This is a genomic window from Kitasatospora sp. NPDC114501, from assembly GCF_055633695.1.
Map to the genome: position 1 here is coordinate 293,509 of NZ_JBVKDS010000009.1, position 21,310 is coordinate 314,818.

Annotated in this window: 16 protein-coding genes; 9 read left to right on the forward strand and 7 right to left on the reverse strand. The window is 74.1% G+C overall.

Features of this window, described 5'->3' with window-relative positions; genetic code table 11:
- The first annotated feature begins 112 nt into the window (after positions 1-112).
- The 4 genes from ACZ7RU_RS19255 (at position 113) to ACZ7RU_RS19270 (ending at position 6,210) form a co-directional block, all read left to right on the forward strand.
- Positions 113-2,845, forward strand: coding sequence for a BREX system ATP-binding domain-containing protein (locus tag ACZ7RU_RS19255; RefSeq protein WP_470342107.1), 2,733 nt, complete (start codon positions 113-115; stop codon positions 2,843-2,845).
- Between the two features lie 162 nt (positions 2,846-3,007).
- The gene (locus ACZ7RU_RS19260; protein WP_470342108.1) at positions 3,008-3,979 is read left to right on the forward strand and encodes an AraC-like ligand-binding domain-containing protein; all 972 of its coding nucleotides are present in this window, start codon (positions 3,008-3,010) and stop codon (positions 3,977-3,979) included.
- A gap of 132 nt (positions 3,980-4,111) precedes the next feature.
- Positions 4,112-5,122 (forward strand): alpha/beta hydrolase, encoded by a 1,011-nt coding sequence (locus ACZ7RU_RS19265; RefSeq protein ID WP_470342109.1) that lies wholly within the window; start codon positions 4,112-4,114, stop codon positions 5,120-5,122.
- Positions 5,123-5,214: 92 nt separating this feature from the next.
- The gene (locus tag ACZ7RU_RS19270) at positions 5,215-6,210 is read left to right on the forward strand and encodes a helix-turn-helix domain-containing protein (RefSeq protein WP_470342110.1); all 996 of its coding nucleotides are present in this window, start codon (positions 5,215-5,217) and stop codon (positions 6,208-6,210) included.
- A gap of 264 nt (positions 6,211-6,474) precedes the next feature.
- On the opposite strand, the gene ACZ7RU_RS19275 is transcribed toward ACZ7RU_RS19270, so the two are convergent.
- Positions 6,475-9,678, reverse strand: coding sequence for an AfsR/SARP family transcriptional regulator (locus tag ACZ7RU_RS19275; protein ID WP_470342111.1), 3,204 nt, complete (start codon positions 9,676-9,678; stop codon positions 6,475-6,477).
- 348 nt (positions 9,679-10,026) lie between these two features.
- Here ACZ7RU_RS19275 and ACZ7RU_RS19280 point away from each other — a divergent pair, with 348 nt between their 5' ends.
- Complete coding sequence (locus ACZ7RU_RS19280) at positions 10,027-10,455, forward strand: Ohr family peroxiredoxin (protein WP_470342112.1); 429 nt, start codon at positions 10,027-10,029, stop codon at positions 10,453-10,455.
- Between the two features lie 368 nt (positions 10,456-10,823).
- Here ACZ7RU_RS19280 and ACZ7RU_RS19285 read toward each other — a convergent pair whose 3' ends face one another.
- The 3 genes from ACZ7RU_RS19285 to abc-f form a co-directional block, all read right to left on the reverse strand.
- On the reverse strand, positions 10,824-11,387 hold the full coding sequence (locus ACZ7RU_RS19285) for a CGNR zinc finger domain-containing protein (protein ID WP_470342113.1): 564 nt from the start codon (positions 11,385-11,387) through the stop codon (positions 10,824-10,826).
- Positions 11,388-11,407: 20 nt separating this feature from the next.
- Positions 11,408-13,120: an ABC-F family ATP-binding cassette domain-containing protein gene (locus ACZ7RU_RS19290; protein ID WP_470342114.1), complete on the reverse strand. Its 1,713-nt coding sequence runs from the start codon at positions 13,118-13,120 to the stop codon at positions 11,408-11,410.
- Between the two features lie 79 nt (positions 13,121-13,199).
- A complete protein-coding gene (gene abc-f, locus ACZ7RU_RS19295) occupies positions 13,200-14,834 on the reverse strand; it encodes a ribosomal protection-like ABC-F family protein (RefSeq protein WP_470342115.1) in 1,635 nt (544 codons plus the stop codon).
- Between the two features lie 512 nt (positions 14,835-15,346).
- Here abc-f and ACZ7RU_RS19300 point away from each other — a divergent pair.
- The 3 genes from ACZ7RU_RS19300 (at position 15,347) to ACZ7RU_RS19310 (ending at position 18,417) form a co-directional block, all read left to right on the forward strand.
- A complete protein-coding gene (locus ACZ7RU_RS19300) occupies positions 15,347-16,069 on the forward strand; it encodes a molybdopterin-dependent oxidoreductase (RefSeq protein ID WP_470342116.1) in 723 nt (240 codons plus the stop codon).
- Positions 16,017-16,685, forward strand: coding sequence for a cytochrome b/b6 domain-containing protein (locus tag ACZ7RU_RS19305; protein WP_470342117.1), 669 nt, complete (start codon positions 16,017-16,019; stop codon positions 16,683-16,685). Before ACZ7RU_RS19300 ends, ACZ7RU_RS19305 begins: the two co-directional genes overlap by 53 nt.
- Before the next feature lie 118 nt (positions 16,686-16,803).
- Positions 16,804-18,417, forward strand: coding sequence for a tannase/feruloyl esterase family alpha/beta hydrolase (locus ACZ7RU_RS19310; RefSeq protein ID WP_470342118.1), 1,614 nt, complete (start codon positions 16,804-16,806; stop codon positions 18,415-18,417).
- 171 nt (positions 18,418-18,588) lie between these two features.
- On the opposite strand, the gene ACZ7RU_RS19315 is transcribed toward ACZ7RU_RS19310, so the two are convergent.
- The 3 genes from ACZ7RU_RS19315 to ACZ7RU_RS19325 form a co-directional block, all read right to left on the reverse strand.
- Positions 18,589-19,017 carry an SRPBCC family protein gene (locus ACZ7RU_RS19315; RefSeq protein ID WP_470342119.1) on the reverse strand — a complete coding sequence of 143 codons (429 nt, stop codon included), beginning with the start codon at positions 19,015-19,017 and terminating at the stop codon, positions 18,589-18,591.
- A gap of 437 nt (positions 19,018-19,454) precedes the next feature.
- On the reverse strand, positions 19,455-20,309 hold the full coding sequence (locus ACZ7RU_RS19320) for an alpha/beta fold hydrolase (protein ID WP_470342120.1): 855 nt from the start codon (positions 20,307-20,309) through the stop codon (positions 19,455-19,457).
- 156 nt (positions 20,310-20,465) lie between these two features.
- A complete protein-coding gene (locus tag ACZ7RU_RS19325) occupies positions 20,466-20,825 on the reverse strand; it encodes a hypothetical protein (RefSeq protein ID WP_470342121.1) in 360 nt (119 codons plus the stop codon).
- A gap of 243 nt (positions 20,826-21,068) precedes the next feature.
- On the opposite strand from ACZ7RU_RS19325, the gene ACZ7RU_RS19330 reads away from it, so the two are divergent.
- Positions 21,069-21,263: a hypothetical protein gene (locus ACZ7RU_RS19330; protein ID WP_470342122.1), complete on the forward strand. Its 195-nt coding sequence runs from the start codon at positions 21,069-21,071 to the stop codon at positions 21,261-21,263.
- Positions 21,264-21,310 lie beyond the last annotated feature (47 nt).

Here is a 21,310-nt window from a genome sequence, read left to right on the forward strand (position 1 = left end):
CACGTCGTATGCGACCTGCTCGGGGACATACCCGCAGGTGGGAGCGGTGGTTCAGGCGGCGGTAGCCTTGGGTGCCCGGCGAGCGGACCGGCCGGCCCGAGGGAGAGAAGCAGTGGCGGAGGACAGTGGGTTTCCGACCCTGGTCGGTCGTCAGCGGCAGACGGAACTGCTGACCGCGGCACTGGTCCAGGCCGTGGACGGCGCGAGCGGGTCCACCGTGCTGCTGCGCGGTGACGCCGGTGCCGGCAAGAGCACGCTGGTGGCCTGGGTGGAGCGGGCGGCGCGCGAGCGCGGGTTCACCGTCCTGCGCGCGGTCGGCACCGAGGCGGAGACCGACCTCGCGTTCGGCGCCCTCCACCAGGCCTTCTGGTCGCTGCTCCAGCGTTCCGACGCGCTGTCCGGGCACCAGCGGGAGGCGCTGGAGAGCGCCTTCGGCGTCCGCTCCGGAACCCCGAGCGGCTTCGCCGTCGGCGCCGCCACCCTCGCCCTGCTGGAACAGGCGGTGCGGACCGCCCCGGTGCTGCTGGTCCTGGACGACCTGCACTGGATCGACTCGTCGAGCGCGACCGTCTTCGCCTTCCTGCACCGGCGGTGCGCCGAGCTGCCGGTGGTGATCGTCGGAGCCACCCGCTCGGACGGACCGGCCGTCCAGACCTGGTCGGCCGAGGCCGTCGACGTCCCGGCCCTGCCCCAGGAGGACGCGGCCCTGCTGCTGGGCACCTGCTACCCCGACCTCGCGGCGCCCGCCAAGGAACGCGTCCTGGCCGAGGCGGCCGGGAACCCGCTGGCACTGGTGGAACTGCCGCGCCAGCTGGCGGCCGCCCAGCAGCGGGGCACCGCTCCGCTGCCCGAACGGCTGCCGCTCGGACGGAAGCTGGAGCGGATGTTCACCGAACGGCTGGGGACGGTGACGCCGGAGGTCGGCCGGATCCTCCTGCTCGGCGCCCTGGCCGCCGGCCCGGACTACGGCACCGCCGAGTGGCTGCGCGCCCTCGCGGACGAGAACGCGCGGGAGATCCTGGAACGGATCGAGGCGGACGGCCTGGCCCGGCTCGACCCGGCCGGACAGCTCGTGTTCCGCCACCCGCTGGTCCGCACCGCCGTCGTCTCCGCCGCCTCCGACACCGCCCGCCGGGAGGCGCACCGCGCGCTGTCCGAAGCCCTGGCACCGGACGACCCCCGCCGGCTGGTGCACGAGGCGGCCGCCGCGCTGCTGCCCGACGAGGACCTCGCGCACCGCCTCCAGGAGGCCGGCCGGGACCTCGCCCGCCGGGGCGGCGAGGCGGAGGGCACGCTGCTGCTGGAACGCGCCGCCGCCCTCAGCCCCAGCCCCGCCGACCGCGTCCGCAGGCTCACCGGCGCCGCGGTGATGTCGGCCCGCGGCGGACAGCTGCGCCACGCCGCGGCCCTGGTGGCGGAGCTGAAGGGCAGCACCGTCCCGCCGGACGTCGCCCCGCTGTTCTCGTACGCGGTGGTCTACGCCGACCAGAGCCACCACGTCGACTTCGAGTCCTCGGCCGCGCTGCTGCCCGCGGCGCTGGACACCCTGACCGCACCGGGCGCCGAGCCCTTCGGCGGGCTGGTCGACCAGGTCTACTTCAAACTCCTGCTGGCCGCCACGTACACGGACGACCCCTGGGCCTGGCGCGCCCTGGAACGGCACCGGGACAACGTCTCCGAGGCGGGCCGGCTGTGCCTGCGGGCCTGGACCGACCCGGGCCCCGACGCGGCCGCCGCCCTGCTGGCCACGGCCGAGGGCATGACGGAGGAGCAGGAGGCCGGCGCGGCCTGGCTCCTGCTGTGGACGGCCTCGGCGCTCGACTGCCCGGTGGGCGACCTCTGGCAGCTCTTCGCCGGAGGGTACGGCTACGCCACCCAGGGCTCGGTGGCCAAGGCCAAGGCCCACCAGGACTACCTGCGCGGCCACTGGGACCGCGCCGCCGTCTGCCTGCGGGAGGCCGAGATCGCGGACGAGCTCGGCTACCACACCAACGCCCTGATGTTCCGCCAGTACTACGCCCACTTCCTGGCCGGCCGGGGGGACGAGGACGGACTGCGGGAGATCGAGCGGAGCGTCCGGCCGACCGCCACCCGCGCCCGGATGCGGTACGTCCTCGACCGCCTGGCCCACCTGCGCGGCCTGGCCGCGCTCGCCCACCGGCGCTACGAGGAGGCGTACGCCCACTTCTGCGAGCTCACCCCGCCCGGGCGGCTGCCCGGCGGCCCGCCCTGGCACCACGCGCTGGTCCTCGACCTCGTCACGGCCGCCGTGCACACCGGCCGGCACGAGGAGGCCCGGGCCCACCTCGCGGCCGGGGCCGCCGCGCGCTCGGCGGAGATCTCCGGCCGGCACGCCTTCCTGTGGGCGGCCGCCACCGCCCTGGCCGCGGACGACGAGGAGGCCGACGCCGCCTACCGCGCCGCGTACGCCGTGCCGGGGGCCGAGCAGTGGGTGTTCGACCTCGCGCGGCTGCGGCTGGCCCACGGCGCGTGGCTGCGCCGCCGCCACCGGCCCGGGGCCAGGGAGGCGCTGCGCGCGGCCCACCACGTGTTCGGCCGGTTGCGGGCCACCCCCTGGGCGGCGCAGTGCGAGGAGGAGCTCCGGGCCGCGGGCGACTCGGTGGCGCTGCCGCAGGCCGGGGACGGACCGGCCACCGACCCGTCCGGGCTGACCGGCCAGGAGCTGCGCATCGCCCGGCTGGCCGCGACCGGCCTGACCAACAAGGAGATCGGCCGCCAGCTCCAGCTGTCGCCGCGCACCGTCGGGGCCCACCTCTACAAGATCTTCCCGAAGCTCGGCATCACCACCCGGGCCGCCCTCGCCCACGCCCTGGACGGCAGCTGACCTGGGGGGACGCCCGCCCGGCCCGGTCCGCCCGGGGTCGGCCCGGCCACCTCGCCGACCCCCCTGACGTACCGCCCGAACACGACAGTCAGATGACCTACCGGCCAGCCTCGCGAACGGTCCACGCTGAAGTGCGCAGGACCAGGACGGAAGGACGGTCAGATGGGCGTGCGGATGACGACGGCGTCGGTCGCGGACGGTGACAAGGCGGCCTTCTGGAGCGGAGCGGTGTCGCGGTCGCTGGTGCCGATGGAGGTGCACCCCCACACCGGGCGGCCGTTCGACGGGCTCCTGGAGTCGCACCGCCTCGGGTACGTGCGGATCTCCACCCTGGAGGCGGACGCGGCCCGGCTCTCCCGCACGGCGGCGCTGATCGCGCGCACGCCGCGCGGCGAGCCGCAGGTCGGGGTCGGCGTGCAGGTGACCGGCCGGGCCGTCCTGGAGCAGGACGGGCGCCGCGCGGAGGTGCCGCCGGGCGGGCTGGTGCTGTACGACACGGCGCGCCCGTACGCGGTGGACTACCCGGAGCGGTTCCGCACCCACCTGTTCCACGTGCCGCGCCGGCTGCTCGGGGTGCCGGAGCGCGACCTGCGGCACGCCTCGGCGACGGCCGTCGGCCCCACCGAGGGGTGCGGGCCGGTGCTGCTGCCCTTCCTGGGCGTCCTCGCCGCCTCCGCCCACTCCTACCCCGCCCCGGTCGGGGACCGGCTGGCCGGCAGCGTCGCCGACCTGTTCGGCACGCTCATCGCCCAGCTGGCACCCGCCCGGGACGCGGACGAGCCGGCCGCCCAGAACGCGCACCTGGTCCACCGGGTGCGCGAGTACATCGACCGCCACCTGGGCGACCCGGAGCTGTCGCCCGAGCGGATCGCCCAGGCCCACCACATCTCCGTGCGCTACCTCCACCGGCTGTTCGAGGGCGAGGGCGTGACGGTGAGCCGCCTCGTCCAGCAGCTCCGCCTGGACGCCTGCGCCCGCGAACTGGCCCGGCGGGACCGCACCGCGCCCACGGTCTCGGCGGTCGCCCAGCGGTGGGGCTTCGTCAACCCGGCGCACTTCAGCCGGACCTTCCGTGCCGCGTACGGCGTCTCGCCGCGAGAGTGGCGCTCGCACCCGCACGGCGAATCCGGCTGAGGAGGAGCCGCCGGCCCGCCCGCAGCCGGCCCGCCCGCCCGCCGCAGGGCACGACCAGGCCGCCACGCAGGCCGCCACGGCCGGGGCACCCACGGAGCCACCGTGCCCGCCGACCGAAGCCAGGAGCGAGAGTTGTCCGACCCCACCCCCCAGCCCGACCGGCGCCCGGTGCTCGACCGGGCGCTCCAGGAGTTCCTGGACGCCCGAGCCGGCCGGTCCGCGACGGAACTGCCGGACCTCTCCTTCCTCGCCCCGGCCGACCGTCCGGACGGCGTCCCGGAACGGGCCCTGGCCGGGCACCAGGACCAGGACGACCCGTACGCCACCACGACGGAGTGGCTCGCCCTGCCCTGCGGCCCGACCGGACGGGTGCACGTCCAGGTCACCAGGCCCGCCGGCGCCACCGGGCCCAGCCCCGTCGTGCTGTTCCTGCCCGGCCTCGGCTGGTCGCTCGGTGACGCCGCCTGCTACGCCCGGCTGATCCGGGAGTTCGCCCTCGGCACCGACGCCGCCGTGGTCTACGTGGACTACGCCCGGGCGCCCGCCGCCCGCTACCCGGTGGCCGTCGAGCAGTGCTACGCCGTGGCCCGCTGGATCCACGCGCACGGCCACGAGATCGGACTGGCGGGGCGGCGGATGGCCGCCGTCGGCGACTCCGCCGGGGCCAACCTGGTGGCGGCGCTGACCCTGCTGGCCCGGGAGCGCGGCGACGCGCCACTGGTCCACCAGGTCCTGCTCTGCCCGGTCACCGACGCCGACTTCGACACGCCGTCCTACCGGCGCTTCGCGACCGGGTACTTCCTGCACCGGGACCACATGCGCCGCTTCTGGGACGACTACCTGCCCGAGGCGGACCGACGGACGGAGGCCACCGCCGCGCCGCTCCGGGCCTCCCTGGAACAGCTCGCCGGGCTGCCGCCGGCCCTGGTGGTCACCGCCGAGGCCGACGTGCTGCGGGACGAGGGCGAGGCCTACGCGGCCAGGCTCCGGGCGGCCGGGATCCCGGTGGTGGCGATGCGCTACCAGGGGGCCGTCCACGGCTTCCTGCTGCTCGCCGCGGACTGCCCCACCAGCACCGCCCGGGCCGCGCTGATCCAGGCGGTCGACACCGTGCACGTCGCCCTGCACGGCCGCTCCTGGTGACCCGCCCGCTCCGCCCCGACGCGGGCCCGCGCCCACCCGACACCGCGACACCGGACCGGTCGGTCCGGCCGACAGCCGTTCGAGGAGTACCGATGTCCGTCGTCATCGACACCGCCCTGGTACCGCCCGCCGACCGCGCCGAGTACTGGCACGAAGCCGTCTCCCGCACCTTCATCCCGGTGGACATGACCCTGCGCGACGGAACGCCCGGCCCCGCGACGATCACCAGTCACGACCTGGGCACCGCCCGGATCTCCCTGGCGCAGGCCGGCCCGCAGCGGGTCGAGCGCAGCCCGGGGCTGATCGCCCGCGGCGGGGAGGACCACCTCACCCTGGTGCTCCAGCACCGTGGGACCGCCCGGCTGGACCAGGACGACCACCGGGTGGAACTGCTCCCGGGTACCTTCGCGATCTCCGACGCGGGCAGGCCGTTCAGCAAGGAGTATCCGGAGCCCTTCCTCGTCACCGCCCTGCACTGGCCGCGGTCGGCCGCGAGCGTCTCCGAGGAGGACCTGCGGGCGCTGACCGGGACGGCCTTCGACGCCGGCGAGGGCACCGGCCGGCTGGTCGCCGCCTACGTGGAGTGCCTCTCCCGGTCGGCCGACTCGATGGAACCGCAGCTCGCCTCCTGGCTCGCCGCCACGGCGCTCGACCTGCTCGCGGTGCTCGCCCACGAGCGCCGCGGCCGGTCCGTCCCGGAGGCGCCCGAGGCCGCGCTCGCCACCCTGGCCCGGGTGAAGGACCACATCCTGCGGCACCTGGGGGACCCGGACCTCTCGCCCGAGCGGATCGCGGCGGCCCACCACGTGTCGGTGCGCCACCTGCACAAGCTGTTCCGCTTCGAGGGGGTGACGGTGGCCCGCTGGATCCAGCGCCAGCGGCTGGACATGGCCCGCCGGGACCTGTCCCGCCGGACCTCCGGCCAGGTGAGCGTGGCGGCGGTCGCCGGCCGCTGGGGCTTCGTGAGCGCCAGTCACTTCAGCCGGGCGTTCCGCGCCGCCTACGGGGTCTCCCCGCGCGAGTGGCAGGCCGGCCCGGGCGCCGTGGGAGCGCCGGGCCTGTCGTCCGGGTACGGCGTCGCGGTGTGAACCCGGATCCGGTCCTCAGACGATCGAGGAGGGTGCGGGCTCGGGGTCCGTGGCCGCTTGGAGGGCCCAGATGGGCACCCAGGCCTGAGTGGTCGATGACGGCGCCGGCTTGTGCGACTCGCGGAGCGTGGGAACGGGCAGGACGGCCAGGCCTATGGTCAGAACGGTCGCCGCGTACAAGAGAACTGCTCTCATGTGAGTTCTTTCCAATGATCGCGTGAACATATGATCACCGGAACTAATACACCATGGCAGCCTGGTGCATCAAATCGAATCCAGAGTCGGGCGGAATGGCGAGTTCCATTCGATCGGTTGAGCTAATTGTCCGCGAAGATTGCGTATTGTTTTCGATTCCGGCAGGTGGGCCGACTCGGAGAGTTCCACGGCTCGCCTGAGTGTTCTGCGGGCCGCGTCCAGCTGTCCGGTCCGAAGTTGCAATTCGGCCAGTACCTCGCAGGCGTGGGCCTCCTCCTCCGTCGCCTCGATCTGCCGGGAGAGGGCGACGGCCTGGTGGAGGTGGTCGAGCGCGTCGGACGTCCGGCCGAGGGCGCGCTCGGCGCGGCCCAGGCCGCGCAGTGCACCGGCAGCCTCCCGCTGGGCGCCGATCGATCGGGCGAGTCCGAGGGCATGCGCGTACTGGTCGAGAGCGTCGTCGTACTGCCCCGTCTCCAGGTACACGGCTCCCAGTCCGTTGACCGCGTCGGCCTCGAGCTGTCGGTTGCCGATCTGACGGAAGGTGTGGAGGGCGGCCCGGTAGAGCTCTACGGCGTGGTCGGCCTCGGTGGGGAGCAGTAGGGATTCCACGAGATTCATGCGGATGGTCGCCAGGTCATTCGGTGGAAGAATGTTTTCCCCATTGGTCAGGATGTGCTCGAAAATGTCACGGGCGGCCTTCGGATTTCCCGCGTTGAGGTGCATTCCGCCCAGGTTTCCGAGGATCTGGAGCCGGAGCCGTGAATCGCCCAAGGATTCGGCCAGGGGTAGGGCCTTGGTGAACGCTTCGAGCGCCGCCCGATTGTCGCCGAGGTACGTGAGGATCGCGCCGAGGTTGTTCAGGCAGCGAATCCTGTTCCATTCGTCCCCCGAGTTCCGGTGGATCTCCACGACCTCGCGCTGGATCGACAGCGCGGCTGTCAGATCGCTCTGACTCCACCGGATCTTCGCGAGCCGCTCCAGCGCCTCCGCGGTGCACCCGGCGTCGCCCGCCGTCCGGGCGATGGCGAGGGCGCGTTCCGCGGTCCGCTCGGCGAGGGCGTATCGGGCGGTGCGGATCCGGACCGAGGCCAGTGCCAGGAGGGCGTGGCTCTCGGCCAGGTCCTCGCCGCGGCCGTGCCAGTGGTCGACCGCGGCGCGGTGCATCCCGTCGGCCTCGCGCCACAGCCCCTCGGACTCCAGGTGGTCGGCGAGGGCGTGGGCGAGCCACGCCGCCTCCTCGGCCATGCCGTTGGTCCGGGCGTGGGCCTCCACCGCCACCAGCCCGGGGAGCTCCGCGCTCAGCCATCCCCTGATCGCCCTGTCGTCGGGCCAGTCGAGTTCGTCCAGCAGGGCGTCCGCGGGGGAGAGCCGCGGGAGTTCGGGGACGGCCAGCCGGAAGCGCCGCGGGTTCAGGCAGCGGTCGGTCCGATCGGCGGCCCGCACGGCGAAACCGACGAGCCGTCGATCGGCCTGCCGCCGTTCCTCGGCCGTGACGAGATCGACGGCGAACTCGCGCAGGAGGTCGTGCAGGACGTACCGTTCCGGCGAGTTCTCCTGGAGCATGTGCAGGTCGTGCAGGCTCTCCAGGATCCGATCGGTCTCCCGCAGCGGCCGTCCGACCAGGGCCGCGGCGGTGTCGGGGCCGAAGTCGGGTGCGGGGTGCAGGCCGAGCAGGCGGAACGCCTCCTGCTGCGGGCGCGGAAGCGACCGGTAGGAGACGTCGAAGGCCAGGGCCACGCTCTCGAGTCCGTGGCGGAGCTCGTCCAGCCGGCCGCTTCTGCGGGACAGCCGTCGGACGAAGTGGTCCAGCGACCAGGTGGGGTGGGCCTTGAGCCGGCTCGCCGCCAGGTCGATGGCGAGCGGGAGCCGGCCGCACAGCTCGACGAGGGCCTCGGCCCCGGCGGCATCGTCGGCCCGTTCCTTCCCGACCAGCATGGTGAAGAGCTCCACCGCGTCCTCGGGCGTCATGACGTCCAGGAAGAGCGGACTGCACGGGAGTTCGACCAGCCGGTGCCGACTGGTGATGAGCACGAAGGAGGCGGGGTTGCCCGGGAGCAGGGGGCGGATCTGCTCGGGCCCCCGGGCGTCGTCGAGCACGACGACGGCCCGGCGTTCGGCGAGCAGGCCGCGGCACCGGGCCGACAGCTCCTCCCGGTCGGTCGGGATCGAGGCGGCCGGGATCCCGAACTGCCTGAGCAGCAACGTCGCCACCGTCTCGGTCTCCAACGGCTGTTGGGCGCCGCCGTTCGCGCGGAGGTCGACGTAGTACTGGCCGTCCAGGTAGCGGTCCTGGAGGAGGTGTGCCGCGGTGACGACGAGGCGGGTCTTCCCGGTGCCGGCCATGCCGGAGACCGCTCCGATGTAGCCGCCCGTGGACGCTGAGAGGAGGCGTCGGAGTTCCGCGTCGCGGCCCACCATCCGGTGCAGTACCGGGAGGTAGTTGCTGCGTGCGGGGCCGGCATCGGTCGTGGCGCGGGGAACCGGAGCGGCCGGGGCGGAGGGGGCGGGGGGAGCGGGGGGAGCGGCCGGGGCGGTGGCACCCGCCGGACGGGTCAGGATTTCGCCGATCGGGGCGCGGCGGAGGACGCGCTGCTGAAGGAGTCTGAGCTGTTCCCCGGGTTCGGTGCCGAGGCATTCGCGCAGTTCCCGCCGGGTCCGCCGGAACACGTCCAGCGCGTCGGCGAACCTGTCGCAGCCGTAGAGCGCGGTGATCAGGTGGCGCGCCACCCGCTCGTCGGTCGGGCGCTGTTCCGCCAGCGCGGACAGTTCGGGCACCAGGTCGGCGAAGTGCCCGAGTCTGAGCTCGACTTCGAAGCGGATCAGCGTGGTGGCGAGCCACTGGTCGCGCATGGTGCTCCTGGCGGCCTGCGCCCACTGGCCGGGCAGGCCGGCGAGGGGCTCGCCCCGCCACGTGTCGTCCGCGTGCCGCAGGACCTCGAGTGCCTGGCGGTCGTGGCCGGCGTCGGCGAGTGACCGTGCGCGTCGCCCGAGTCGGACGTACCGCGCCCAGTCGACCCGCTGCGGATCGGTGGCCAGGGTGTAGGCATGCGCGCTGCGGTTGATCACCGCGGGCGGCGCGTCGTCGTCCGGGTGCTGGGCCAGCCGGAGCGCGGTGCGCAGCCGGGAGATGTACGAGTGCGCGGCCGCCCGGGCCTTGGCGGGAGGCTCGGTCCCCCAGAGCCGAGAGATCAGGGTGTCCACCGGGACGGGCCGGCCGACGTCGAGTGCCAGTGCCGCTGCCAGACAGCGCAGTTTGTTGGTCCGGAGGGTCACCGGCCTTTCACCGACGGAGAGTTCGACTGTCCCGAGAACATGGAACTCCACGGTGTACCCCCGCCGGTCGGTCCCGTCCGTCGCCTTGGAGAGCATGGCACGAGCGGGGCCCGTCGGCCATAGCACGTCCTGGCCTCCGGCCGGTTCACGTTTGGCATGTTCTTTATCCTTCCGCTCGCCCTGTGCTAGGCGGCGTCGACCGCCATGAAAATGCGTCACCGCCTTGACTGGTGACGAGACGGGTTGCCATTATTGCGTCACCGGCCGAACAGGTGACGGCGCAGAGGACGTGGGCGCATCGCCGGGAGTGGCCGGACACCGATTCCATCCAGATGGGGAGCACCAGTCATGGCAGTCAGCTACACCGCCGTTGTCGACGTCGACGGTGAGGGCCGCAACGGCGGCCGGGTCCGTTCCTCCGACGGTCTGCTGGAGACCGGGCTCGCCATTCCGAAGGAGCTCGGTGGCGGCGGCACCGCGACCAACCCGGAGCAGCTGCTCGCGGCCGGGTGGGCCGCGTGCTTCCTCGGGGCCCTCCGCCGAGCGGCCGGCGCCCGCGAGATCCGGCTGACCAGCACCTCCATCACCGCGGAGATCACGCTGACCCACGGCGACGACGGCGAGTTCTCGCTCTCCGCGGTCCTGCGCCCCGTGCTCGGCGGCGTGGACCAGGACACCGCCGAGGAGCTGGCGCGCGCCGCGCACCGGATCTGCCCGTACTCCAAGGCCACGCGCGACAACATCCCGGTCGTCATCCACGCCGGCGTCGCCGCCTGACCCGTCCCCTCCCTGGACGGCGGGTCCCGTGCCTGCTCCCCCGTCGGGCACGGGACCCGCCCACACCCCCCGATCCGAGAGCGAGGCAGGACATGGCAAGCTCGGCGCACACGTTTCTGCGGGCGGCCAGGTGCCGCCGTCACGCCCCGGACCGGTGGTCCACCGGTCCGGGGGAACGGCCCTGGCCGAACGGCGCGCAGCTGTGGGGCTGGGCGCAGACCGTCATGCGGCTGGGGTACGGTCCGGCGGCCTCGTTCTTCGTCTGAGGGCGGGACCGGTCAGTCGGTGCCGGCCCGGGCGTACCAGGTGTGCCGGGCCCGGGGTGAGGTTCCTTCGCGCCGGCCGTCGGTGTGGCGGCCGGCGCGCGGTTATCGGGTGGCCGGGGCGGGCGGGGTCCTCCTGCGCGCGCGGTAGGCGGCGGCCTTGATCCTGTTGCCGCAGGACTCCATGCCGCACCACTGGCGGCGCCTGCCCCGGGAGCGGTCGATGTAGACCCGGGTGCACTCCGGGTTGCCGCACTCCTTCATCAGCGGGACGTCCGGTCCGCCGAGGAGTTCGACCGCCCGGCGCGCGACGGTCGCCAGCGCCTGCCCGGGGGTCGCCTCGGTGTGCCGCCCGGTCATGGTGAGCTGCGGCGTCACGGGCGGTCTGCGCGCGGCGGCGTTCAGCACGGCGAGGGCCTCCCGGTCGAAGGCCTCGCCGAGCCGGCGGTCGGTGACGAGCCGGTACACGGCCTCGCGGACCCTCCTCGCCTCGCGGAGGTCGTGCTCGTCACCGGGCGTGATCGAGTCCACGAGCCCGCCGTCCAGGTACCAGGCGTTCAGGCGCTCCGGCGTCACGAACATCTCGAACCGCACCGTGCGCCGGGCGCGGAGCGTGGCCGCGAAGTCCAGGGCCGGGTGCCCGCAGACGAAGACGTGGTCAAGGTTCACATCACCATGCTGACAGGTGACTATGCGGGGGAGCAATACGGCGTGGCCCCGGCCGGCTCCAGCCGCAGCTCGCGGCCCTGCCAGCGGCGGCGCAGCCAGCGGTCGTGGCTGGCGAGGACGATCGCGCCGGGACCGGTGCCGAGGGCTTCCTCCAGTTCGTCGCAGAGACGTGGGGAGAGGTGGTTGGTGGGTTCGTCGAGCAGCAGCAGCCGGGGCGGGTCGGCCACCAGGAGCGCCAGCGCGAGCCGTCGGCGCTGCCCGACGGACAGCCGGCCGACGGGCTTGTCCAGGTCCGCCGGGTGCAGCAGGCCGAGTGACCCGAGCGGCACCCGCTCGGCGCGCGCCGCGCCCAGCGCCAGCCGGTAGGTGTCGCGGACGGTGCGGTCGGGCCGGTCGAACACGGTGTCCTGGGTGAGCAGCCCGACCGTCAGTCCGGGGCGCCGGTGCACCGTGCCCTCGGCGGGGAGGTGCCCGGCGAGTACGGCGAGCAGGGTCGACTTGCCCGTCCCGTTGCCGCCCGTGACCAGCAGCCGGTCGGTGGCCGCCAGCTCCAGGGCGTCCAGCGCGAGCCGGCCGGGCACCCGGACGTTCCGGAGCGACACCAGGGGGCGCGGATCCTCCCCGGTGTCCACGGCCGAGGCCCCGGCGTCCACCGGCAGTGCGTCCGTGTCCACCGGCAGCCCGTCGGTGTCCGCCGCCAGCGTGTCGACGGCGAACCGCAGCGGGCGCGGCGGCTCGGGGACCCGCGCGCGCTCCAGCTCCTCCAGCCGCCGGGTGGCGTTGCGCACCCGGCGGGAGACCTGGTTCTGCACCCGGCCCGCCCGGTGGCCGTAGCCCATCTTCTCGTTGTCGCGCGGCCCCCGGTCCGGCGCGACCAGGTGCGCGGTCACCCCGGCCGAGTGCCGCAGTCGCGCCGACTCCTGCTGCTCCTCGGCGTACCGCCGCTCCCAGCGCTCCCGTTCGGCGCGCCGCTCGCCCAGGTAGGCGCTGTAGTTGCCGCCGTAGCGGACCGGGCCGTCCACCGCCGGGTCGAGGTCGATCACGTGGGTGCAGACGGCGTCGAGGAACGCCCGGTCGTGGGCGGCGACGACCACGGTGCCGGGCAGCGCGCGGAGCTGCTCCTCCAGGAAGGCGGCGGCGCCGTCGTCGAGGTGGTTGGTCGGCTCATCCAGCAGCAGCGCGGACGGCCGTCGGACGAGCAGCGCGGCGAGGGCCAGCCGACCGCGCTGCCCGCCGGACAGCGAGCCGAGCGTGCGGTCGTGGCCGAGCGCGCCGAGGCCCAGCCCGTCGAGGACCAGGGCGGCTCGGCGGTCGGCGTCCCAGGACTCCCGGTCCCGGGCCTGTTCCAGCCGCCGGCCGTAGGCGTCCAGGAGTTCCGGGTGACCGGGGGCGGACTCCGGGACCCGGGCGATCTCCGCGCCGAGCCGGTCCAGTTCCGCGAGGTCCTCGCGGGCCTCGCGCAGCGCGTCGTCCAGGACGGAGGCGACGGTGGCACCGGCCTCGAACGGCAGCTCCTGGTGCAGGAAGCCGAGGTCCGCGGGGCGCGAGACGCTTCCCGCGTCGGGTTCGTCCACGCCGGCGAGCACCCGCAGCAGGGTGGACTTGCCGGCGCCGTTCTCCCCGATCAGGCCGATCCGTTGGCCGGGGGCGGCGGTCAGGCCGACGCCGTCGAGGACGCGTCGGCCGCCGAGGTCGCGGACGAGGTCGTGGGCGAGCAGGGCGTGTTGGAGCACGGGGAACCTTCCGACGTGAGGGGTGGTGGGCCTGCCGGGACCCGGGCCGCGCTCGCGGCCCGGGTCACACGTCGGCGGGTCACACCCCGGGCGCCCCGGTCTCCTTCAGCGTGCCGTCGGCCAGCCGGAGCCAGCGGTTCACCCCGATCTCCGCGAGGAAGCGCTCGTCGTGACTGACCACCAGGAAGGCGCCCTGGTAGGAGTTCAGGGCGCTCTCCAGCTGGCCGGCGCTGACCAGGTCGAGGTTGTTGGTCGGCTCGTCCAGCAGCAGCAGGTGCGGGGCCGGCTCCGCGCACAGCACGCAGGCCAGGGTGGCGCGCAGCCGCTCGCCGCCGGAGAGCACCCCGACCGGCAGGTGGGCCCGGGCGCCGCGGAAGAGGAAGCGGGCGAGCAGGTTCATCCGCTCGGTCTCGGGGCGCTCGGGGGCGAAGGCGGCGAAGTTCTCCGCCACGGTGCGGTCGAGGTCCAGCAGGTCCAGGCGCTGCGAGAGGTAGGCGATCCGCCCGTCGTTGCGCTTGATCTCCCCTTCGTCCGGGGTGAGTTCGCCGGTGACCAGGCGCAGCAGGGTGCTCTTGCCCGCGCCGTTGGGCCCGGTCAGCGCGATGCGCTCGGGGCCGCGCACGCTCAGGTCGACGCCGCCGTCGGCGAACACCGGCCGACCGGCGTGGCGGACCTGAAGGCCCTCACCGAGGAAGAGGTTGCGTCCGGCGGGGACCTGGGTGTCGGGCAGCTCCAGGGAGAGGCGCTGCTCCTCGCGCAGGGCGCGTCCGGCCTCGTCCAGCCGGGCCTTGGCCTCGGTGACCCGGGCCGCGTGCATCTGGCCGGCCCGGCCCGCGGACTCCTGGGCGCCGCGCTTCATGTTCCCGGCGAAGATCCGGGGCAGGCCGGCGCTCTTGAGGTTGCGGGCGGCGTTGCTCTGGCGGCGCTCGGCGCGTTCGCGGGCCTGCTGCATCTCGCGCTTCTCGCGCTTCAGCTCCTGCTCGGCGTTGCGGACGTTCTTCTCGGCGACCTCCTGCTCGGCCCGGACGGCCTCCTCGTAGGCGGTGAAGTTGCCTCCGTAGAAACGCAGTTCACCGTTGCCGAGCTCGGCGATGTGCTGCATCCGGTCGAGCAGCGCGCGGTCGTGGCTGACCAGCAGCAGGCAGCCGTTGAAGTCCGCGAGCACGTCGTAGAGCTTGTGCCGGGCCTGCGCGTCGAGGTTGTTGGTGGGCTCGTCGAGCAGCAGGACGTCGGGGCGCTTGAGCAGTTGGGCGGCGAGGCCGAGGGAGACGATCTGGCCGCCGCTGAGCGTGCTCAGGCCGCGGTCCAGGGTGAGGTCGGTCAGGCCGAGGCGGTCGAGCTGGGCGCGGGTGCGCTCCTCGATGTCCCAGTCGTCGCCGATGGTGGTGAAGTGCCGTTCGTCGACGTCGCCGGACTCCACGGCGTCGATGGCCCGGATGATCCCGGCGACGTCGAGCACCTCGGCGACGGTGAGGTCGGAGGTCAGCGGCAGGCTCTGGCGGAGGTGGCCGAGCCGTCCGGTGACCGTCACCGAGCCGGTGGTGGGCCGGAGTTCGCCGGCGATCAGCTTGAGCAGGGTGCTCTTGCCGGCGCCGTTGGGGGCGACCAGGCCGGTCCGGCCGGCGGGCACGGTGAAGGACAGGTCGTGGAAGACCGGGGTGTCGTCGGGCCAGGCGAAGGAGACGTTCGAGCAGACGACGGCGGCGTCGGGCATGGGGATGACCTCGAAGGGAATGAGGGCAGGGAGACGGACCTCTGCCCTGGGCAGACGTATGGGAAAAGGGGTCGACGAAACGGACCACCTCGGCGGCGCTCCTGAAGCACCGGCCGGTGGCCGTCAGATCCGGATCTCACCCGGAGATGTCGTCGTCACCCGCCACGTCTGCCACTCCTCGATCACACGACTACAGGTCACTGCCACTGTAGCAGGGGCCTCGGGTGGCCGGGAGGTCGGACGGGGGTGCGCCGCCGCAGGCGCCGTCCGGCAACTGCCCTCCGTCGCAGCCCCTTTCGTCCGGACCGTTCCTTCGGGCCCGCGCCCTGCGGCCCGCCGGCGCTCCCGTTGACAGGCCGAGCGCGGCCGTGCCAGCATCGTCACCAGTTGAACAGGTGACGCGGACGGGGGTGCTCGACCGTGGTCACACATGCGGACCCGCCCGCGACCGGGCCGGCCGGAGGGCCGGCCGCCCGCCGGGACCGTCGCCACCCCGAAGGAGCACACTGACCATGGCGGGAAAACCGAAGCGGAGGGCCGAGGGCGCACCCGTGGGGCGGCGCGCGGTACTCGGCATGCTCGGCGCGGGCGTCGCGGGGATCGCCGCGGCGCCGTACCTCCAGAGCGGCTGGGAGGGGTTCCTGGCCGCCGCCTCCGAGCGGGACGCGACCGGACTGACCGGCCTGCTGCCCAACCCCGGCGGCTTCCGGTACTACAGCGTCGTCGGCTCGGTGCCGCACAAGGACGAGACGACCTACGAGCTGCGCGTCGGCGGACTGGTGGAGCGTCAGAGGACGTACAGCCTGGCGGAGTTGCGTGCCCTGCCGCAGACCCGGGTCGTCCACGACGTGCTGTGCACGGACGGCTGGCGGGTGGACCGGACGCCCTTCGAGGGGGTGCGGCTGGCGGACCTCCTCGACGCCGCCGGAGTGCGCTCCCCGGGCGCGGCCGTCCGGTTCACCTGCTTCGACGGCGAGTACACCGAGAGCCTCACCCTGGAACAGGCCCGCCGCTCGGACGTCCTGGTGGCACTGAACATGCAGGACCAGCCCATCACCCACGCGCACGGCGGACCGGTCCGCCTCTACGTGGCACCCATGTACTTCTACAAGTCGGCCAAGTGGCTGTCCGGCATCGAGGTCACCGACCGGGTCGTACCCGGCTACTGGGAGGAGCGCGGCTATGACATCGACGGTTGGCTCGACGGCGCCGACCGGCGCGGCGAAGCGGCCTGAACACCCGGGCCGGGTCCGGCGGTTCAGCACCGCGGAGCGCCTGGTCCACCGGGCCACCGGTGTCCTGATGCTGCTCTGCCTGGCCTCGGCCGCCTGCCTCTACCTGGGGCCGCTGGCCCAACTCGTCGGGCGGCGCCACCTGGTGGCCACCGTCCACGAGTGGTCGGGCGTGCTGCTGCCGCTGCCGCTCCTGCTCGGGCTGCTCTCCGCCGAGTTCCGCGCGGACCTGCGCCGGCTCAACCGCTTCGCGCCGTACGACCGGGAGTGGCTGCGGGCCGTCCGCCACCGCCGGGCCGGGCCCGAGGCTCGGCCCGCCGGGAAGTTCAACGCCGGACAGAAGCTCTACGCGGGCTGGATCGCCGGTGCGGTCCTGGTGATGGCGTCCACCGGCCTGCTGATGTGGTTCACCCACCTGCTGCCGTTCGTCTCCCGCACCAGCGCGATCTTCGTGCACGACGTCCTGGCCTGGGCGATCGCCTTCGTGGTCCTCGGCCACCTGCGCAAGGCGCTCCAGGACCCGGAGGCGCGGCGCGGCATGCGCACCGGGTACGTCAGCCGCTCCTGGGCGGCGCGGCACCACCCGCGGTGGCTGCCCGGGGACCGGACGGACGCCTGAGCCCGCGCGGCCGGGTCCGGCCGCTTTCGCCACACCTTTTCGACCATCCCGCCCGGCCGTCGGACACACGTGTCCGCGCGGCCGGGCGCACACCCACGTTTTCCTGGACGGGACACCCATGAAGAGATTCCTGATCGTGCTCGCGACCGGCGCCGCGCTGGCCGCCGTGAACCTGCCGGCGGCGACGGCGGAGACCCCGTACGGCTCCGTTCCCGCGGCGTCCGGCTGCTCCGCGCCGGCCGTGCGGGCCCCCGCCGGCACGGTGGTGGAGTCCGTGACGGCGGACCGCCGGGAGGGCGGCACGATCGACGGGACCGGGGTGGTGGGCGGCACCGTCACCGGTGTCCCCGCCTTCTGCGAGGTGGTGGTCACCCTCACCCACCCCGGTGACGACGACCACGCGAAGGTGCGGACCTGGCTCCCCGTCAGCGGCTGGAACGGCCGCTTCCAGGCGCTCGGCGGAAGCGCCTTCGCGGCCGGGGACAACGGGGTCGGGACGGGCACCGCGGTAAGGAACGGGTACGCCGCGACCACCACCGACGGCGGGCTCGCCGACGCCGTCGACGTCACCTGGGCGCTGAACGCGAAGGGCGAGGTCAACGCCGCGCTGCTGGAGAACCTCGCCTCCCGCTCCCAGCACGAGGCGGCAGTGGTCGGCAAGCAGGTGGTCGCCGCGCACTACGGCCGGCCGGCCTCCTACTCGTACTTCAACGGGTGCTCCACCGGCGGGCGCCAGGGCTACCTTGAGGCCCAGCGCCACCCCGACGACTTCGACGGCATCCTGGCCGACGCGCCCGCCGTCAACTGGGACGAGTTCGAGGTCGCCACCCTGTGGCCGCAGGTCGTCATGAACAACGAGAGGACCTATCCGTCCGCCTGCGAGTTCAAGGCCTTCACCGACGCCGCCGTCGCGGCCTGCGACCCGCTCGACGGCGCCAGGGACAACCTGGTCAACGACGCGTCGCGGTGCGACTTCGACCCGCGCCGGCTGATCGGCACCACGGTGGTCTGCGACGGGAAGGAGCTGACCGTCACGGCCGCCGACGCCGCCGTGGTGCGCAAGATCTGGGACGGTCCGCGCACCGCGTCGGGCCGGAAGCTGTGGTCCGGCGTCCCGCTCGGTGCCGACCTGGCGGGACTGGCCGGCACCGACCGGGACGCCAACGGCCAGGTGAAGGGCGCGCCGTTCCCGGTCCCCCGGCTCTGGGTGACGACCTGGCTGAAGAAGCAGCCGTCGTTCGACGTCTCGACGATCACCTACGACGGGTTCACCCGTCTTTTCGAGCAGTCCCAGGCCGAGTACGACCGGATCATCGGTTCCGACGACCCCGACCTGTCCGCCTTCCGCGACTCCGGCGGCAAGCTGCTGAGCTGGCACGGCCAGGCCGACCAGTTCATCCCCACCCAGGGCACCGTCGACTACCGTCGCCAGGTCGAGCGGAAGATGGGCGGCACCAAGCGGGTCGACGACTTCTACCGCCTCTTCCTCGTCCCGGGTGCGGCCCACTGCGGCCTCAACAAGGGCGCCGGCACGATCGACGACCTCGCCGCCCTGACGGCCTGGGTCGAGCAGGGCAAGGCTCCCCGGACGCTGCCCGCCACGCTGATCGACGCCTCCGGGCGCGGCGTCCAGCGCGAGGTCTGCCGCTACCCCGAGGTGTCCCGCTACCGGGGCCACGGTGACCCGGCCGCCGCCGCGAGCTTCCGCTGCGTCCTCCCGTCCCGGCACTGATCTCCTCCGGTGCCGCCCCGGCCCGGCTCGCGCCCGATGGCGCGGGCCGGGCCTTTCCGGTGTCGGCGGGGTGGTCGACGGACCATCACGCGGCCGTGTGGTGGGCGTTGCCCGGGCATGGCGAGGGGGCCGACAGCCGGTGCTGTCGGCCCCCTCCGGGGTGGGCGGGTCTCAGCCGGTCCGCAGCGGCCCCGCGAAGGACTTGCGCAGGGCCGGGGGAGCGGCGACGGGGAGCAGCGCGGCGAGCATCCGGCCCTTGAGGGTGGTCGGCCGGCGGGTCAGCTGGACGTCGACCAGGGTGCCGTCGCCCTCGGGGGTCAGCCGGAACACCCAGCCGCCGCCGGGGCCGAAGAGCTTGGAGTCGAGGGTGGTGACGGTGACGGTGTCGCCGCCCGGCTTCCACTCGTAGTGGGCGCGCTCCCAGGCGGCGGCGGTTCCCTCGGTGACCTCGGCCCAGGTGTCGCCGAGCGCGTGGACCTCGAAGTGCTCGGCGTCGATCGTCGGCCAGGCCTCGGCGCGGGCGGGGCTGAAGTCGGTCAGCACCGCCAGGACGTCCTCCGGGCCGAGCGTGGAGAGGAGCTGGAACCGTACGACTGCCATGGTGGGTGTCCTCATTGGGAAGTAACTGTTCTGATAGGTGACGGTAGAGTTCCATGAAGCTTCGTCACCTGTCAATACGGTGACGATGGATGGGGTGTCGGGCCTGCCCGCCGGTCGGGTGCGAGGGGCATCCGGCGGAGGGCGTCGCGCAGGGCGGCGAGGTGACCGCACCACTACGGGCCGGGTGAGGGCGCCGGGTTGGGCGTCACCCGGGTCGATGGCGGGGACAGCGGCAGGGGGGCGGGGTGGGTACCGGGGGCGTCGCGAGCCGGGACGGCGCCTGCTGTGCGTGCGCGCGGCCGGCCGGTTCCACCGTGCCTCCGCGTCCCCTTCCGTCGAACCGTCCGAGGCGATCGGGCCCGTCTCGGCCGGCCCGGCGCACGCCTGCGCCCGGCACCGCCGTGTGGCGGCACCGGGCGGGCGTGCGGGGCGGTCCGTCAGTGGGCGGTGGCGCGGGCGGCCCGCTCGATGACGTCGGCGACGAGCCGGGGGTGCGAGACGGCGACCGAGTGGGAGGCGGCGACCTCGGTGGTCTCGGCGTGGGCGCGCTCGGCCATGAAGCGCTGCGCCGCCGCGGGGATGTTGAGGTCGCGGGTGGTGACGACGGCCCAGCTGGGCTTGGTCAGCCAGGCGGCGGAGGTGGCCTTCTCGGTCAGGGCGGCCTGCGCGACGGGGCGCTGCCCGGCGGCCATCTGGGCGGCCTGGCCGGCGGGGACGTCGGCGGCGAACTGGTGGCGGAACGCGTCCTGGCGGATGTACAGGTCGGTGGCGGTGCTGCCGTCGGCCTGCTGGTAGCTGACCGGGTCCAGGGCGTCGGGCAGGGTCGAGCCCGGGTACTTGTTCGTCAGTTCGAGGGCGCTCTCGCCGGGGGCCGGCAGGAAGGCGGCGACGTAGACGAGGGCCTTGACCTCGGGGTCGTCGGTGGCGGCCTGGCTGATGACGTTGCCGCCGTAGGAGTGGCCGGCCAGGATCTTGGGGCCCTTGACGTGGTCCAGGACGGTGCGCAGCGCGGCGGCGTCGGAGGCGGGGCCGCGCAGCGGGTTGGCGGCGGCGACCACCGGGTAGCCGTCGGCGCGCAGCGCGGCGACGACGCCGTTCCAGCTGGAGCCGTCGGCGAAGGCGCCGTGCTCCAGGACGATGGTCGGCCTCGTCCGGCCGTTGGCGAAGGCCTCGGCCGCGGTCGCGCCGTCGGCGGTGCCGGCGAGGGCGAAGGCGCCGAGCGCCAGGCCCGCCGTGAGCGCCGAGACCACGCTCGCCGCCAGCCGCCCGCGTCCACCCTTGATGCTCACCACGACAGATTCCTCCCGGATTTCGGCATGGGCGGGTGGCATCACCGATGCCGCCACCGCCCTGACAGGTGATGAGGATGCCGCTCCTTTTCATCACCTGTCAAGGTGGTGACGCTCAAGAGGCGTGCGACGTCCGCCGGGGGTGCCGGACGGCTGTCGTTACGCCGGAACCACCCGGTAGCTCAGGGCCGCCAGTGGCAGGTTGGACCGCGCCAGCGAGCCGGTGGCCCACGCGCGGGCGTCGGCGCACCCGGCGTCGGGGTACAGCACCACCGACGCCGCCCCGTCGGCGATCTGCACCGAGCGGGCGGGTGTCGCCAGCGTGTGGCAGGTGCCCAGGTCGGCGAGGTCGACGGCGGTCACCGCCCCCTGTCCGTCGGCGGCCGAGTAGAGGCGCGCGCCCAGCTCCAGCGGCGGCCAGCCGGCGGCGCCCGCCGCCCCGGCGCCGAGGGCGACCAGGGCGGCGGCCATGGCGGTGGTCACGGCTGTGCTGCGGAGCTTCGCCTGGGGTGTGAACATGCGACCCACCTTCTTCTTCTGCGTGGCGGAACTGCTGCGGAACCGGCCCGCGGCCCGTGGTCCGGGCCCGGCCGGGAGGCAGATCCTTGCAGCTTCAACAAAGCGCCCGGGAGTGCGGAACCGGCCAAACACGTGTGAGCCACGGGGTGTGGCTCCCCTCTCGACATCACCGTCTTGACAGGTGACAATCCGGAGTCGCACCCTGAAAGCCGTCATCCGTGATCGCCGATCAGGAGAGTGGCCATGAGCAACCAGCCCGCAGGCGACCCCGCCGCCGAGACCCGCCACGCCCGCTACGGCGCCCTCCCCGAGCGCATCCGCTTCGAGGACATGACCGAACAGGCGGCGACCGGCCCCGGCGGGGCGGCGAACACCGCCTACAACCCCGAAAGCGCCTGGAACTTCTACTCCTGCCTGGCCGTCGACCTGGGTCTGTAACCCGACGCCCCGCGCCCGCCCGCCGCGCCGGACGTGCCCCGCGGGAC

Bases quoted from the DNA above. Each gene is read 5' to 3' on its own strand.
- ACZ7RU_RS19330 (WP_470342122.1), top strand. From the start codon at position 21,069: ATGAGCAACCAGCCCGCAGGCGACCCCGCCGCCGAGACCCGCCACGCC.
- ACZ7RU_RS19280 (WP_470342112.1), top strand. From the start codon at position 10,027: ATGGCAGTCAGCTACACCGCCGTTGTCGACGTCGACGGTGAGGGCCGC.
- abc-f (WP_470342115.1), bottom strand. From the start codon at position 14,834: ATGCCCGACGCCGCCGTCGTCTGCTCGAACGTCTCCTTCGCCTGGCCC.
- ACZ7RU_RS19315 (WP_470342119.1), bottom strand. From the start codon at position 19,017: ATGGCAGTCGTACGGTTCCAGCTCCTCTCCACGCTCGGCCCGGAGGAC.
- ACZ7RU_RS19305 (WP_470342117.1), top strand. From the start codon at position 16,017: ATGACATCGACGGTTGGCTCGACGGCGCCGACCGGCGCGGCGAAGCGG.
- ACZ7RU_RS19260 (WP_470342108.1), top strand. From the start codon at position 3,008: ATGGGCGTGCGGATGACGACGGCGTCGGTCGCGGACGGTGACAAGGCG.
- ACZ7RU_RS19325 (WP_470342121.1), bottom strand. From the start codon at position 20,825: ATGTTCACACCCCAGGCGAAGCTCCGCAGCACAGCCGTGACCACCGCC.
- ACZ7RU_RS19300 (WP_470342116.1), top strand. From the start codon at position 15,347: ATGGCGGGAAAACCGAAGCGGAGGGCCGAGGGCGCACCCGTGGGGCGG.
- ACZ7RU_RS19310 (WP_470342118.1), top strand. From the start codon at position 16,804: ATGAAGAGATTCCTGATCGTGCTCGCGACCGGCGCCGCGCTGGCCGCC.
- ACZ7RU_RS19270 (WP_470342110.1), top strand. From the start codon at position 5,215: ATGTCCGTCGTCATCGACACCGCCCTGGTACCGCCCGCCGACCGCGCC.